Here is a 14,627-nt window from a genome sequence, read left to right on the forward strand (position 1 = left end):
TTCCTTCGGGACATCTTCCCGTGGACGAACCCCGGGCGCCTTCACCAAGCCTTCCCCTGCTTACGGGGAAGGTGCCGGCCGCACGCGGAAGGCGAGGCTGATCCGCGGTCCCATCGGCGCGCGCTGCTTGGGAATGCCGTGGTCGTAGTGGAACTGGCTGGCGTAATCCATCGTCAGCAGGCTGCCCGCGACCAGGTCCAGATGCAGCGCGCGCCGTGGCGGGCGCTTGGCGCGGATCACCATCTCGCGCGTGGCGCCCAGCGACAGCAGCGCGATCGGGTGCCCGCGCACGAGCTCTTCGAGCTTGTCGTTGTGCGGCGCCACGCTGTCGTGCTCGTCGCGGTAGAGATTCAGGCCCACGCTGGTGAAGGGCGCATCGACCATCGCGCGCACGGCCGCCAGTGCCTCGTGCAGCGGCGCGGGCAGGGCTGGATCGGCCAGCTCGAAATGCGCGCGCAGGCGCGGCACATCTACCTCGCGCTCGTACATCATGCGGCGGCCGCCGCGCCAGGCGGTGCCCTCGAACAGCTGCGCGAACCAGGCCTGCGCGGTCGCAGCCGGCACCACCTCGGGCATGTAGACCACGCGGCCGCCGGCGTCGTCGATGAGTACCTGCGGACCCGCGTCGAAAAGCGAGAACTGGGCCATGGCCGGGTCACTCTTTCGGCCCGTTGTCCCGCGCGATGGCGTGCTGTCGCGCATGCCACGTTTCGGTCGTCTGTGGCTTGACGAACAGCGAGGTGACCTCGGCGTGCCGGCGCCTGACCGCCTGCTCGATGCGGTTGATGCATTGCTCGATCTGTGGCGTGGTGAGCCGGTCCTCGAACTCGGCGCTCAACGCCGCGACCACGGTGTGCGGACCCATCTGCACCGTCAGCACGCCATTGACCCGCCCCACGCCCGGATCGTTGGCGGCGATCGCCAGCAGCGACTCGCGCAGCCTCGGATGCGCCGGCTCGCCCAGCAGCAGTCCCTTGCTCTCGCGGGCCAGCAGGGCCGCCGCGATCGCCAGCACGATGGCGATGCCGAGCGAGGCGGCGCCGTCGAGTTCGGGCATGTCGAACACGCGGGAGGAGACCACGCCGGCGAGCGCGATCAGCAGACCGAGCAGTGCCGCCGAATCCTCCAGCAGCACCGTGAAGGTGGTCGGATCCTTGCTCTTGCGGAAGGCCTCGAAGTAGCCCATCGAGCCCTTGACCGCGCGGAACTCCCGCAGCGCGAGATACCACGAGCTTCCCTCGAACAGCATCGACACGCCCAGCACGATGTAGTTGACCAGCGGGTCGCCCATCGGCTCGGGATCGCGCAGGTGGCTCACGCCTTCGAACAGCGACACGCCCGCGCCCAGCGCGAACACGAGCAGCGCGACGATGAAGGACCAGAAATACAGCTCGCGTCCGTGGCCGAACGGGTGTGTCGCGTCCGGCGGGAGCGCGGCACGCTTCATGCCGTAGAGCAGCAGCAGTTCGTTGGACGTGTCGACCAGCGAATGCACGCCTTCGCTGAGCATCGCCGAACTGCCCGACATCCAGGCCGCCACGAACTTCGCGATTGCGATGGCAAAGTTGCCGGCGAGCGCCGCGTAGACGACCAGGCGCGAATTGGAGGACGACGAGGACATCCTCAACCCTCCACGTAGCGCCGCTGGCACAGCTCGCAGAAGAAGCTGCGGCGGTTGGTCCTGCCGAGGTAGGCGCGATGGAACTTCACCTGGTCGCGCGGGCAGATGCTCCTGTTGTGCGCCAGCCAGTGCTTGCGCAGCACGAAGGCGCGCTTCCATGCGAGGAACTCGAAACTGTACTGGCGCGCCTGTTCGACGAGTTCGCGCAGCTTGCGTGCCGGCAATGCGCCGATGGTCGAGAGCGGGTGCGTGCGGATACGGAACAGCACCTCGTTCTTGATGATGTTGCCCACGCCGGCGAAGACGTCCTGGTCCAGCAGCGCGTCGCAGGCGAGGGTTTCCGGCATCGCGCGCAGGCGCTTGCGCGCGAGCGCCGGGTCCCACGCGTCGGACATCACGTCGGTACGCCAGTCGTAGAGTCCGTCCAGCTCGCCCTCCAGCAGGCGCACCGAGCAACTGTAGAAGTTGAGCTCGCCCGCATCGAACCGCAGGCTCAGTCGCGGGATGTTTTCCTTGCGTTCGTCGATACGGTAGCTGCCGAACATCAGCAGGTGGATGCGGATGGTCACGTCCGGCAGTTCGATCAGCGTCTGCTTGCCAAAGCTGCGGACGGCGACCACCGGCTGGCCGACGAGCCGGTCCATGTCGATCCGGGCGTTGCCTTCGGCATGGCGGATCGTGCGCCCGGTAAAGGGCGCCAGCTCTTCCCGCAGAATGACGATCGAAGGGCCTTCGGGCACGAATCACCTGTCGTGGTTTTCTTGCGCTGATTGTGGGCGGGCAGGGGGCACGTCGGAGTGAACGCCCCGGTGATGCGCGAGCGCACCCGTCTGCGACCGCGATGCCCGAGGCGGGCTCCTACAACGAACCGAGCATGCGCTTCAGTGCCAGGGCGTTGGCTGTCGCATGGCCCAGCGCCGTGTTGTCGAGGATGCACCAGGCTTCCGGTGCGCGCCGCAATCGCCGGGCGATGCGTTCGAGCGCCTGGGGCGCGTAGGCGTCGTAGTAGGCGCGTGGCGATCCGTGGAGCCGCAGGTAGATCCGCTGGCGATCGCCTCCGGGCAGCGCCGCGCGTGGCACGCGCGCCGGATCGGCGGCGACGCGCGAGACATGCTGCTCGCGCAGCGCCTGATCGACGCTCGCCGCGAACCACGAGGCATGCCTGGGCTCGCATGCCAGCGGGCCTCCGTAACATCCCCGCAGGCGCTCGAAGAAGGGCAGGGCGACCGACGCCTCGAACGCCAGGCTTGGCGGCAGCTGCAGCAGCAACCAGCCCAGCTTGCCGCCCAGACCGCCGACCTCGTCGAGAAACGCGGACACCAGGCCGTCGCATGACTGCAGCCGGCACTCGTGGCTGATCGTTCTGGGCATCTTGGTGGCGAAACGGAACCCCGATGGCACGCTGTCCGCCCAACGGCGCCAGGTTGCCGGGCGGTGATGCCGGTAGAAGCTGGAGTTGATCTCCACGCAATCGAAGACCTGCGCGTAGCGCTCCAGCGTGCTGCCATCGGCCGGGAAGGCCGCGGCGTGCGCCTTCGGGATCGACCATCCGGCGCAGCCGATGTGCGGCGCGCCGATCCTCAACCTTTCGCCCCGCGCAGGATTCCGGGAGCACGCCCCGTGCATGGCCGCCATCCATCCCGGGCGCGCACAGGGCGCGCTGAGCGGCGATCCGCGCCCACGCCGAGCGGACGTCGCCGGGCCCCGATCACCGGGCCGGCTTGCGGAACCGGTACATGAACTGGTCCGTGTGTCCGCGGATCGACTTGTCGAACACCTTGATGTCGTGCGGATCGGCCGGATTGCGCAGTGCGTCGCTCTGGCCGTCGAAAACGAAACCGGCCGATTCGGCCTGCTTCCTGACGATGGCCGGGTCGATGCGATGCAGCGTGTCGGTGTCGCGCATGCCCGACCCGGCCGGAGCCACGTGATCGATCACGATGAACACGCCGCCGGGTTTGAGCACCTTGTAGACCTGCTTGTCGAGCACCACCGGGTCGACCTCGCCCATGAACTTGTCGGGGTAGTCGTGGTAGTTCTGCGAGGTGAACACCACGTCCACCGATTCGGGCGCATCGAGCTTCGCGGCCGGCTGGGTGAGCACGCTGACGTTGGCGTAGTGCGGCTGTTTGCTCAGCTTGCGCAGGTTGGCCACGTCCGACCGGGCCTCGTTGGCGTACTCGTCGGGCCACAGCGCATAGACGTGCCCGCTGGGCCCGACCACGCCGCTGAACACGCGCGTGAAGTAGCCGCTGCCTGGGATCAGCTCGAGCACCTTGTCGCCCGGCTTGACCTCGGCAAAGGCCATCACCTGGGCGATCTTGCGGCGGGCGTCGTCGGCGCGATCGGCCTGGCGACCGGGATCGTTGATGGCGGCGGCAAGATAGGGCGGTTGCGCGTGCTGCGCGGTGTCCTGCGGGGCAGGCGCAGCGTGGGCGGCGGGCAGGACGAGGGCGATCGCGGCGGCGAGGACGAGCGTGCGCATGTCGGGCTCCTTCGGTGGGCTCTGCGGATTGTGCGCCCCGGCATGGCCGAAGGCGCCGTGACTTCCGGGGGATGGTCCGGTCCCCGGCCGCCACGCCAATGCAGAACGACGGGCCCGGCTCGGGCCAGGCTCGCTCAGGTCATCCGCTCCAGGCCATCCCTGGCCCTGCTTGCCTCCCTGCCGATCGTGAGGGCTTGCGCTCAGTGGGCGCCACCGGAGGAGTTGGGGGTGGTGGAGGCCGGTGCCGGCATGCCCGCCGTGGACGAGGGCGGCGGCATGGTGGCCGGCGGCGTCATCGCCGTGGACGAGGACGGTGGCGCCATCGGCGTGGTCGGCTCGACTGGCGTGGTCGGTGTCGTGGCCGGCGCGGTTGCCGGCGTGGCCGGGCCCGTCTCGGCATTTTCGTCGGTGCTGCGGTTGCAGGCGGTCAGTGCGAACGAGGAAGCCAGCAGCAGGCTCCAGCACAGCAGGCGGATCTTCATGGGCGTGCTCCTTCGGTAGAACGGTCAGTGGGGCTGGGAGACGGCGCGGGTGACTTCCTGTTGCAGCGAGCGGGCGTCCGTGCGCTCCAGGTCGGCCAACGAAACGATGCCGCATAGCGCCCCCTTGGCGTCGACCACCGGTACCCGCCGGATCTGCTGGCGCTCCATCAGATTCGCGCAGTCTTCCAGGGTCGAGTCCTCCCGGATCACCATCGGCGGCGCAGTCATGCAGTCCTGCACGCGCACGTCCAGCGGGTTGCGGCCGGCGGCCAGCGTCCGCACGACAATGTCGCGATCGGTGATCACGCCGACCGGACGGCGGTCCAGGTCGACCACCGGGATCTCGCCGACATCCTCGTCACGCATGGCGCGGGCGACTTCCTCCAGCGGCGAGGTGGCCAGGCAGAACTTCGGGTTGCGGGTCATCACGCGGTCGAGGTCCATGGGTAACTCCGGAGGCGGCGGCGGGGGGACGGGGGGGTTGCATGTTCCTCGCGCCCGGTTGAATGCGGTGTGCGTGGATCATGAAGGGTGCGTGCAATCCACGCGCTGCGCGCCCTCTCCCCGCCAGGGAGGTGAGGGAGCTCATCCGGCAGGACCGCCTACGTCAGCGCCGTCGGCTGTTCGAACGGCAGCGGCGTGGCGCCCGCGCGGGCAAGTGCGGGCTCGGCGCGCGCCAGCTGCTCCTTGTCACCGTCGAGCACGACCAGGATGCGGCCGGCCGCGATCTCGTCCTCGAACTTGCGCCGTACCGGGTCCGGCACGGAGGCACCCACCAGCGCGCTGGCCCAGCCGCCGGTCAGGGCGCCGGCGGCGGTCAGCCCGGCCACGCCTGCCACGGTGATGCCTACCGGCGGGATCGCCACGGCTACGATTCCGGCCAGCAAGCCGATCGCACCTCCGCCGACCAGGCCGCGCACCGCGGCGGGGTAGAAGTCGCTGCCGGCTTCCTTGTGCTGCTCGGGGGCCGCTTCCAGTTCGATATCGGAGCGGGCGATCAGCGAAATGTCCGCTTCGGGCACGCCTGCCGCGCGCGCAGCCTGCATGACGGTCTTGGCGGTCCCGGCATCGGGGGTGCTGAATACGTGGCGGGTCTTCATGGCGTTCCTCGCGGGGGACGGGACGGGCGCGGGGACGGCCCGGCGGCCATCCTTGGCCAGCGCGGGTAGGCAGGGCGTCGGCTGCGGGTGTCCATGGCGTGAGCGCCGGCTTACCATGGCCCCATGGAGCTTCCGCTTCCCTCCGACGATCCGCCGCCCGTGCGGCCCACCGAGCCCGATCCGGCCGAGTGCTGCGGCGAGGGTTGCGTGCCTTGCGTACTCGATCGCTACGACGAGGCGCTGGAACGCTACCGGTCGGCGCTCGCAGCCTGGCAGGCACGTCATCCGGATGTCCCCGCACCCTGAGGCCGTGGCGCCGCTGCCGCCATGCCCGTGACATCGTTGCTGCTAGTCTCCGGGCATGCCGTCGAACGCCATGCCCGTGCTGATCGCCGGCGCCGGTCCGACCGGACTGGCTGCTGCGTTGTTGCTCGCCCGACGCGGGATCCCGGTGCGCATCGTCGACAAATCGACCGCGCCCAGCGGCCATTCCAAGGCCCTGGCCGTCAACCCGCGAACGCAGGAACTGCTCGAGGACACCGGCGTGACCGCGCGCATGCTGGCCACGGGCTGGGATGTATGCGGCCTGTCGCTGCACCGGCAGGGCCACGAGGACGTCGCGGTGCCGACGTCGCCCCTGCTCGAAACCGGCCGTTCGTTGCTCTCGCTCTCGCAATCGCGCACCGAGTCCATGCTGGCCGATGCACTACGGGCGCAGGGCGTCAGCGTGGAGCGCGGGGTGAAACTGGACGCTCTGGCGCAGGACGAGGACGGCGTCACCGTGGGGCTGGTGCACCCCGACGGCAGCGTGGAACGCACCCGCGCGCCGCTGCTGTACGGCGCCGACGGTGCGCACAGCACGGTACGCCAGGCATTGGGGCTGGCCTTTCCCGGCGACGAGTTGCCCGAGCCCTGGCAACTGTGGGACCTGCACCTGGCGACGCCGCTGGCCCCCGACCGCGCGCACCTGTTCCTGTTGCCGGACGGCTTCCTGTTCGCGCTGCGCGTGCGCGGGGACCTGTGGCGCGTGATGGGCAACGGCGCCCGGCCGCTGGCGGCGCTGCCGGATGGCACCGTGTGCGGCGACGTGCGGTGGCGGTCCCACTTCCACATCGCGCACCGCGTGGCCGAGCGCGCCGGGGTGGGACGCGTGCTGCTCGGCGGCGATGCGGCGCACATCCACTCGCCGCTGGGCGCGCGTGGGATGAACCTCGGCATCGAGGATGCCTACGTCTTCGCCGACTGCGCCGCGGACGCGCTCAACGGCCGCCTCTCGCGCCTGGCCGGTTACGCGCAGTTGCGCCATCCGGTGCATCGCCAGGTGGTCCGGCGCGTGGGCGCACTGACCCGCCTGATGCACGGTCGACCTGCGACCCTGCGGGAGCTGCGCGACGTGCTGGTGCCGCGGCTGATGCGCTTTGGCCCCGCGCGGCGCCAGTTCCTGCGCGTGGCCGGCGGCCTGGACCACCCCGTCCGCACCCGCGGGTAGGGCATGCGGCGGGCATCTTGGCCGGACGTCCAAACGTGCACTGGCTCCCGTTTGCCATTCCCCTGCGTTGATCGCGCAACCTGCCGCCTGTAGATTCGTTCAGGCAATTCGTTTTCGGGGGGAGTTCACATGAAGAAGTTTGCCTGGGTGGCCGGTAGCGCCATGTTGCTGGCCGCATGCGGGGGATCGCAGGACACGCGCGTGCCGGTCGAGCTGGGCAGCCTGGTGACGCCGGCGTCGGCGCCGTGGCTGCAGGTCGAACAGGATACGCAGGACGTCGAGGTCCGCGGCCTGGAGGATTCGCTCACGCTCAAGCCCACGCCGCCGGTGTCCGAGGTGCTGCAGGCGCGCCTGCGCCAGGCGCTGGCGCCCGAGTATTTCACCGACCTGGTCATCCATTGCGAGCAGGTGTTCGCCGAGATGCGCGTGGATCCGGAAGCCACGCCGGCCAGCGTCACGCTCGAACTGGGCACCCATTGCGGCATCGACGCGCGCGGGGTGGGTCCGGACAAGACCTACCATGCCTCGCCCTCCATGCCGGCGCCAGCCGGTGGCGATTACGCCAAGGCGCTGACCCGGTTGCTGGCGGCCGGCTCGGACGACATTGCCCGCCAGTTGCGCGCCGACGTGAAGGCCACGGCGCGCTGACGCCTTTCAGGCCGGTCCCGGCATGAAATGCCGGCGCAGGTCCTGCTGCCCGCGCAGCAGGACCGGTGCCGGGAAGCAGGTCGGCCAGGTGCCGCGGTAGTCCAGCTCGGCATCCAGCAGCTCGCGCTCGACCAGCAGCTGCACCATCGCCAGCGGATCGGCGCAGGCCAACACCTTGCCCAGCGACGAAGCGGGCGCCTGCGGGGCATTGACGCGTTCGACCAGCGCCTCGATCACGTTGGCGGGCATTTCCCAGTGCCGCACCGCGCGCAGCGAAAGCCGCGCGCCGATGCGCATGCAGCCGGCCAGGAACACGGGCGAGAACGGCCCCAGCGACGGTGGCGCCTCCTGGTCGAGCAGGCGCACGACCGCGCCGGTACCGGTGTGGCAGACCATCCCGGCCAGGAACGCCTCGAAGGGATCGCAGCCGCCGTGGCGGCCGAGGAAGGCGGCGGCGTGCGCGCAGCGCTCGGCATGCTCCCACAGCCATGGCCCGGCCATGTGCCCGCGCATGCCCGCACTGGCCTGCAGGATCGGCTTCATCACGTGCAGCGTGGCGACGCGGCGCAGGGTGTCCCGGCCGAGCAGCACCACCGCATGCTGCAGGCTGTGGATCGGTTGGGCCGAGCGGAAGTGCGCGCTGCCGGCCACGCGCATCACTTCGCCGACGAGCACCGGGTCGCGGCCGATCATCGCGGCGAGCTGGGAGCCGGCCAGGTTGTCGTTGCGCAGCGCGCGCAGCAACTGCGGCAACACGCTGGGCAGGCGCGGCAGGCCGCTCACATCGAACCGCTCGCCGATCGCCTCCAGCCTCCGCAAGGTCGCCTGTTCGGCCGCGCTGGCCGTCTCGCCTACGGCCGGGGGCAGGCCCAGCACGAAGCGATGGAAGCGGTCCTCCACCACCGCCAGCGGCGGGGCCGCCTCGCGCTCGGGCACGACCGGCGCCACCGCCACGATCGGCGGGGCGGGGGCAGGGCGGGTCGGAGCTTTCCTCGCGGCGAAAAGACGCCGCCACATGGCGATCATCCGGATGCAGGTCCCATGGCGTGCTCCGCGCTGTATCGGCAGCCGGACGCGGAAGTGTAGGCAACTGACAGACTCGCTCGTGTCCGGCGCAGGCGAAGCCGGGATACCTCCCCCGGCGCCTGTCCATGCGCCAACTGGCAATCGCCACCCTCCGACCCCACATCCCCGGGACCCTCCGCAGGACTCGCCCATGATTCCCTTCTCGATCCTCGACCTGGCCCCCATCACCGAAGGCAGCGATGCAAGCGAGGCCTTCCGCAACACGCTGGACCTGGCCAGGCTGGGCGAGCAACTGGGTTGCCGGCGCTACTGGCTGGCCGAGCACCACAACATGCCCGGCATCGCCAGCGCCGCCACCGCGGTACTGATCGGCCATGTCGCCGGCGGCACCTCGACCATCCGCGTGGGTGCCGGCGGCGTGATGCTGCCCAACCACGCGCCGCTGCAGGTGGCCGAGCAGTTCGGCACGCTGGCCGCCCTCTACCCGGGCCGCATCGACCTGGGCCTGGGCCGGGCCCCGGGCACCGACCAGGCCACCATGCGCGCATTGCGCCGCTATGGCGACGCGGCCGAAACGTTCCCCGACGACGTGCTGGAACTGCTGCATTACTTCGAGCCGGTCCGGACGGGGCAAGCGGTGCGCGCGGTTCCCGGCGCGGGCCTGGACGTGCCGGTCTGGCTGCTCGGCTCCAGCCTGTTCAGCGCGCGTCTGGCCGCGGCGCTGGGACTGCCGTTCGCGTTCGCCTCGCATTTCGCGCCCGACGCAATGGACAGTGCGCTTTCCATCTATCGCCGCGAATTCCGACCGTCGACGCGGCTCGCACAGCCGTACGCCATGCTCGGCCTCAACGTGGTCGCGGCCGACACCGATGCCGCCGCCCGCCGCCTGTTCACCACGCAGCAGCAGAGCTTCATCAACCTGCGCCGGGGTCAGCCGGGGCTGGTGCCCCCGCCCATCGACGACATCGAGGCCTACTGGACGCCCACCGAGAAGCTCGGCGTGGAACGGGCGCTCGCCTGTGCGGTGGTCGGCGGGCCGTCCACCGTGCAGCAGGGCCTGGCCGACTTCATCGCCCGGCACCAGCCCGACGAGCTGATGCTTACCGCCAATATCTTCGACCACGCCTCGCGGCGACGCTCGTTCGAGCTGGCGATGCGGGCGGGCGAGCAGCTCCAGGCTTGAAACGCTCCCCGCGAGGGCGTGGCGATTCGCCTGGTTCAGGCGGTGGCAAAGTCGTCCGCCGGGAATGTGATGTCAGGCGGTCTGCGGGGGCCCTGACTGCCTCAGGCGGTTTGAGCCTTAGGTGATGACCTTGAAGCACGAGAGCGGGTAGCTGACCAACCAGAGCGGGGTGACGAACCGCCCATGGTTCATGCCGGCCGACCAGCAGTCGGCTACGACCATGTAGCAAGCCTTCTTCGAATACGCGAACAGAACAACTCGACGTCTGTGGAAGAAAGGCGCTCTGCCTTGTAGAGCGACAGCATCTCGACACACATGCGGGGGCACAGGTGCCAAGGAGCGCCGTCTTCAACACTCGTTTCACCGGTTGCCACAGCAGCAGGCGATCAACCCACCACGGCGAGCCCAGTGATGTGATGGCAAGCGCCCGCCCCAGCTTGTGGAGCCTTGGCTTGATCGGGCCGAGATCGGTGGCGTGGTCGTACGCGATGCCAGGCGCCCAGGCACGGTCGAACCACCCTTTCAGGATGGCGGGAAAGCCAAACCACCAGGTCGGAAGCACCAGAACCAGCGCGTCAGCCCAGAGCAGGCGTTCAATCTGGGATCGGGTAGCTGATGAATGGAACGGAGGCGTGTAGTAGCTCTGGCGCTCGCTGACGGTAAGCGAGGGCAGGCCGGCGTAGCCGTCCGCCTCAAATGACTGGCTAGCCGCTGGCTACAGGCCATGATCGTTTGCAACTAGCTCTCCATCTACGAACACACTGTAGCTTTGCGGCCTGACACCGGCGGCCAGCAATGGACGAGTTTTTTCGATCCGCACCAAATGGCCAGAAATGCGACGTTGCCAGCAACGTTTAAGACGAAACGAAAAGTGAGTGCTTGGTTGTAGAGGGTGCTGAAGCCAAATGCTCTCTGAAGGAGTGACTAACTTCATGCCGCCAAAAAACCAGCCACGGACTAGCTTGGCTGAGACGTTTCCGATCGAGAAATCAATTTCCATGTGATCTCCATGAAGCGTAACGCTTAAGTTAAGCGGCGGTGAAGCCGTCCGCCTTGAACGAGTTGTTCGCGCACACTGCCGATCACTCCAGCTTCCCGAGGAGAGCAACGATAGCTTCGGATTCAGGGTCATCGCAAACTTGCGGGTTGCTAACGCGGATCGCGAAATACTTGTGCCGGCGAACCCCTTCAATAAACACCTCATAGCCGTCAAACGCGGGGCAATTCCATTCTGGACGGCTAAACGCCGGGAGCGCGCGAATAGCTTCGTTGACTTCAGGCGCTTTTCGGGATGGGTTACATCTGACGCGCGCTATGGTGATCGATCCATTCGAGTAGCTGGAAGAAGCAAGGCACGATTTCGAGGTCACCATGGTGATGATGTGCCCGCGGATCTGCCCGCTCATGTAGTCGCGCGTCCAGATACGCAGCGTGTCTTCGTCCGAGGCGTGCAGCGGTACGAGACGTGCTGCATGAGAATAAGCCTGAATCGCTGTCTGAGGCGCGTCACTCGTTGCGTAGTGCTCGCTAGCGGTAACTGCGAAAGGCACAAGCACAAAGAGGTAGAGAAGTCTCATCATGGGCGCTAACACCTGAGTGGGTTCTACCCCGTTTCCACGGACGGTTTGATTAAGGCTGAAAACTCCCGGTCCCGCCTGGCGACTCTACGACGCATGCGCGGGTTGTGGAACCGCTCGAGGTAATCGAACAGGTCAGCACGCGCCTCGTTCCTCGTCCGGTAGCTGCGTCGGTACACCCGCTCGCGTTTGAGCACACCGAAAAAGCCTTCGCACGCCGCGTTGTCGGCGCAGTGTCCGACGTCGCTCATGCTGCAGACCAGAGCGTTGCCGCCCAGGAACTTCTGGTACGTACCGCTGATGAACTGGCCACCCCGATCGGAGTGCAGGATGAGCTCCGAACTTCCCTCCCGCTGCCACACGGCCATCTGGACCGCCCGCACGACCATGTGGCGATCCTGGCGGTGGTGCATCGACCAGCCGACCACGAGCTTGCTGTAAAGATCGACCACCACGCACACATAAAGCTTGCCTTCCTGGGTCACGACCTCGGTGATATCGGTGACCCACTTGGTTTCCGGTTCATTTGCATTGAAGTCGCGTTCGAGCCGGTTGATGACGCCGACCGGGCGAGAGCCCGGCTTGCCGCCGAACCGGCGCTTCCTGCGTCGTGGCCAACCTTGCAGACCCTCGCCGGCCATCAACCGCGCCACCCGGTTGAGGCTGACGTGCTCGCCCTCGTCGCCGAGGTCCTCGTGCATGCGAGGGGCGCCGATCACGCCCTTGCTGTCCTCATGGATCTCCCGAATGCGCTCCAGCAGGCGCGCATTCGCCTGTGCCCGTGGCCCCGGCTTGCGCCCGGCCCAGGCGTAGAAACCACTGGTTGAAACTTCCAGGCAGCGGCACATCATCCCGACGGGATAGTCGCTGCGGCAGCGCTCAATCACCGCGTACCGTTCGGTGATTGCTTCGCGAAGTACGCTGCCGCGTCTTTTAAAAAATCTCGTTCCTTCGTGACTCGTGCTAGCTCGCGCTTGAGGCGAGCCAGCTCCTCGTCGCGAGGCGTGCCGCCGCCGGGGAACGCCTTGCCCCCCTCGCTCTCCGCCTCGCGCACCCAACGGGTGAGCATGTTGGGGTTGACCCCGACCTCCAGGGCGATCTGGCGGCAACTCGACTTCGATCGCCGGACCAGCTCGACGAGCTCCCGCTTGTACTCGGGGCTGTAACGCTTGCGCTTCGACATGGACACTCCTTTGGCCCAGTATGAGCCTTAGTGAAAGTGTCCGCAGAATCGGGGTAGAACCCGACGACGCTGTATCTGGCAAGTAATTCGGACATGGGTGCTAACGCTGGAGTTAAGCGGCGGCGCAGCCGTCCGCCTTGAACGAATTGTTAGGCCGCAGCGAGTTCCCGGCGCGCCCGAAAGAAACGGTAAAGCAGCACGCCACCGGCAGCGACCAGCCCGGTGCCGACATACCCACCCAGTGCACAGAGGCCGCCGGCTGACGCCGAGCAAAAGCCCCAAGCGCCGATGAGTGCAGCCGGAATGTAACCCCCGACCGCGAGTGCCAAAGACGCAGCCGCGAACCGGACTGCAGTCGCAGCTGAGAGCCGGGAAGCCATCTGCACGAAGCGCCAAAGTGTCACGACGACACCCGACCAGAATGCAATGAGGCCAGTGGTGTATGCGAGCGCGAATAGACTTTCCATGCGGCCTAACGCTGGAGTTAAGCGGCGGCGTAGCCGTCCGCCTTGAACGAGATGTTAGATGGCAGCGCGACGAACTTGGGCACCTACTCAGTCCAGCCCAACGATCCGACTCGGTCCGTTTCGCCATAAAGCGACTCATTGCCTTTAAGCGTATTCATATCGATCTTTGGCATTAAAGCGCGATAGAGTGAGTCATATGCGCTCAGCATTGCGCGAAACTCAGACGCGAAGCGATTAGAGTCTGCAGGGCTCAGGGGCAATGACCTCTCTCTGTACTCACCAAATGGCGTGTAATAGAGGCGCGCTAACACCTCGGTTTTTGGTCCAATGCTCCGCAAGTGCTGTGACTGCTTTCCGTCAGGCATGAACAGAACCGGACCTAATGGGGTATCGATATTGGGCGTTTCATATGCTAAATCGCCATTCAGAACGATCGCGATACGGGGACGGTTCACGCCGAGCCTTATGCCTGATTCGGTCGTCGTAGCAATAGCCGGATAGTCAGCATCGACAGTCAGACGTGGAAGGCGCCCATCTCTGATCGAAATGTAGGGGACTAGCCTCGGTCTATCTGCGCTCTGCACCAGTTGTCCGCGGGGTCGGATAACACGCAATTTATCGAACGGATTCCGCAGGATATCGACAGGAACACATGGCTCGCCGTTGCGAGTCTCTACACACGCCTTGGAAATGGATGAGCCATCAGGCAACGCTTTTGCAGGCGCTGCCTCTACTACGTTACTCAGCGCCGAGGTCCAATCGTCAAGCGTAGGGGGTGCATCGGTACAGCCTGCGCTTGCCAATGCCAATGCGGTAACGAACAGCATGACGCGTACGCTCTTGCCTACAGTTGCCACGAATCTCTCCCCTGCCATCTAACGCTGGAGTTAAGCGGCGGCGTAGCCGTCCGCCTTGAACGAATTGTTAGGCCGCATACCGCACCACTGCATGGCCGAACCCGCCTTTTGCATCATAGCCTGCCCAGATTGTGCCCCACGAATATGTGCCGGGTGCAAAGCCGTTGCCAGCGAGCCAACTGCCGATTTGCTTTGCGCGGAGCTGCTCTTGCTCCTCAGACCAAGGATTCCAGTTTGTACCGTATTTAGGGTGGGTATCCGAGAGCGAAACTTGTTCCAGCGCTCCTGAGTTGAAGCCGAGCGAGATACCAATGACAAGGTCAGATTCAGCGAACGTCGGCAAGCGATACCACACCCAGCCGGTTTGCATGTCGGTGCGCTTGAGCTGTTCGTGCTGAAAGGAGGACAACAAAGTGGCCTCCGTGAGCGAACGCGATATGCGAAGGCCTACGGGGTGAAGAAGCTCGAATTCCTCGACGTTTGTCATTGCGGCCTAACGCTGGAGTTAA

18 protein-coding genes and 1 pseudogene are annotated in these 14,627 nt (G+C 66.8%); 4 read left to right on the plus strand and 15 right to left on the minus strand.

All coding sequences use genetic code 11. The annotated features are described in order from the left end of the window. Positions 1–60: 60 nt before the first annotated feature. The 8 genes from LQ771_RS05010 to LQ771_RS05045 all read right to left on the minus strand — a co-directional run bounded on the left by LQ771_RS05010 (position 61) and on the right by LQ771_RS05045 (position 5,688). Complete coding sequence (locus LQ771_RS05010; RefSeq protein ID WP_231351271.1) at positions 61–648, minus strand: alpha-ketoglutarate-dependent dioxygenase AlkB; 588 nt, start codon at positions 646–648, stop codon at positions 61–63. Positions 649–655: 7 nt separating this feature from the next. Beyond that, positions 656–1,621: a cation diffusion facilitator family transporter gene (locus LQ771_RS05015; protein ID WP_231351272.1), complete on the minus strand. Its 966-nt coding sequence runs from the start codon at positions 1,619–1,621 to the stop codon at positions 656–658. Between the two features lie 2 nt (positions 1,622–1,623). Then, on the minus strand, positions 1,624–2,361 hold the full coding sequence (locus LQ771_RS05020) for a DNA-formamidopyrimidine glycosylase family protein (RefSeq protein ID WP_231351273.1): 738 nt from the start codon (positions 2,359–2,361) through the stop codon (positions 1,624–1,626). 118 nt (positions 2,362–2,479) lie between these two features. Next, entirely contained in the window at positions 2,480–3,205 is a 726-nt protein-coding gene (locus LQ771_RS05025) for a DUF72 domain-containing protein (protein WP_231351274.1), read from the minus strand. Positions 3,206–3,329: 124 nt separating this feature from the next. After that, a complete protein-coding gene (locus LQ771_RS05030; protein WP_231351275.1) occupies positions 3,330–4,106 on the minus strand; it encodes a class I SAM-dependent methyltransferase in 777 nt (258 codons plus the stop codon). Between the two features lie 200 nt (positions 4,107–4,306). After that, positions 4,307–4,588 (minus strand): hypothetical protein, encoded by a 282-nt coding sequence (locus tag LQ771_RS05035; protein ID WP_231351276.1) that lies wholly within the window; start codon positions 4,586–4,588, stop codon positions 4,307–4,309. Between the two features lie 24 nt (positions 4,589–4,612). Beyond that, positions 4,613–5,032 (minus strand): CBS domain-containing protein, encoded by a 420-nt coding sequence (locus tag LQ771_RS05040; RefSeq protein ID WP_231351277.1) that lies wholly within the window; start codon positions 5,030–5,032, stop codon positions 4,613–4,615. A gap of 158 nt (positions 5,033–5,190) precedes the next feature. After that, complete coding sequence (locus tag LQ771_RS05045) at positions 5,191–5,688, minus strand: hypothetical protein (RefSeq protein WP_231351278.1); 498 nt, start codon at positions 5,686–5,688, stop codon at positions 5,191–5,193. A gap of 123 nt (positions 5,689–5,811) precedes the next feature. Here LQ771_RS05045 and LQ771_RS05050 point away from each other — a divergent pair, with 123 nt between their 5' ends. From LQ771_RS05050 to LQ771_RS05060, 3 genes are all read left to right on the plus strand, one after another. After that, the gene (locus LQ771_RS05050) at positions 5,812–5,994 is read left to right on the plus strand and encodes an oxidoreductase-like domain-containing protein (RefSeq protein ID WP_231351279.1); all 183 of its coding nucleotides are present in this window, start codon (positions 5,812–5,814) and stop codon (positions 5,992–5,994) included. Positions 5,995–6,064: 70 nt separating this feature from the next. After that, positions 6,065–7,177 carry an FAD-dependent oxidoreductase gene (locus LQ771_RS05055; protein WP_231351280.1) on the plus strand — a complete coding sequence of 371 codons (1,113 nt, stop codon included), beginning with the start codon at positions 6,065–6,067 and terminating at the stop codon, positions 7,175–7,177. Positions 7,178–7,306: 129 nt separating this feature from the next. After that, positions 7,307–7,825, plus strand: a complete 519-nt coding sequence (locus tag LQ771_RS05060) for a hypothetical protein (RefSeq protein WP_231351281.1) — start codon at positions 7,307–7,309, stop codon at positions 7,823–7,825. A 6-nt stretch (positions 7,826–7,831) separates the two neighbouring features. On the opposite strand, the gene LQ771_RS05065 is transcribed toward LQ771_RS05060, so the two are convergent. Then, positions 7,832–8,842 carry an HDOD domain-containing protein gene (locus LQ771_RS05065; protein ID WP_231351282.1) on the minus strand — a complete coding sequence of 337 codons (1,011 nt, stop codon included), beginning with the start codon at positions 8,840–8,842 and terminating at the stop codon, positions 7,832–7,834. Positions 8,843–9,041: 199 nt separating this feature from the next. Here LQ771_RS05065 and LQ771_RS05070 point away from each other — a divergent pair, with 199 nt between their 5' ends. After that, a complete protein-coding gene (locus LQ771_RS05070; RefSeq protein ID WP_231351283.1) occupies positions 9,042–10,034 on the plus strand; it encodes an LLM class flavin-dependent oxidoreductase in 993 nt (330 codons plus the stop codon). Between the two features lie 409 nt (positions 10,035–10,443). On the opposite strand, the pseudogene LQ771_RS15965 reads toward LQ771_RS05070, so the two are convergent. The 6 genes and pseudogenes from LQ771_RS15965 to LQ771_RS05100 form a co-directional block, all read right to left on the minus strand. Continuing rightward, positions 10,444–10,707: pseudogene (locus LQ771_RS15965) on the minus strand (NAD(P)H-dependent oxidoreductase); the annotation flags it as partial. 42 nt (positions 10,708–10,749) lie between these two features. Then, complete coding sequence (locus LQ771_RS05080; RefSeq protein ID WP_231351284.1) at positions 10,750–11,034, minus strand: hypothetical protein; 285 nt, start codon at positions 11,032–11,034, stop codon at positions 10,750–10,752. A gap of 82 nt (positions 11,035–11,116) precedes the next feature. Beyond that, complete coding sequence (locus LQ771_RS05085) at positions 11,117–11,614, minus strand: hypothetical protein (RefSeq protein WP_231351285.1); 498 nt, start codon at positions 11,612–11,614, stop codon at positions 11,117–11,119. Positions 11,615–11,637: 23 nt separating this feature from the next. Next, positions 11,638–12,794, minus strand: a protein-coding gene (locus tag LQ771_RS05090; protein WP_100224864.1) for an IS3 family transposase whose coding sequence is annotated in 2 segments (ribosomal slippage) — positions 11,638–12,545 and positions 12,545–12,794 — 1,158 coding nt in all. Because the reading frame shifts where the segments join, the coding sequence is not laid out codon by codon here. A gap of 550 nt (positions 12,795–13,344) precedes the next feature. Continuing rightward, entirely contained in the window at positions 13,345–14,088 is a 744-nt protein-coding gene (locus LQ771_RS05095; protein ID WP_231351286.1) for a hypothetical protein, read from the minus strand. A gap of 97 nt (positions 14,089–14,185) precedes the next feature. Beyond that, entirely contained in the window at positions 14,186–14,605 is a 420-nt protein-coding gene (locus LQ771_RS05100; protein ID WP_231351287.1) for a hypothetical protein, read from the minus strand. Between the last annotated feature and the right edge of the window lie 22 nt (positions 14,606–14,627).

It is taken from the genome of Frateuria soli, from assembly GCF_021117385.1.
Taxonomy (GTDB): Bacteria; Pseudomonadota; Gammaproteobacteria; order Xanthomonadales; family Rhodanobacteraceae; genus Frateuria_A; species Frateuria_A soli.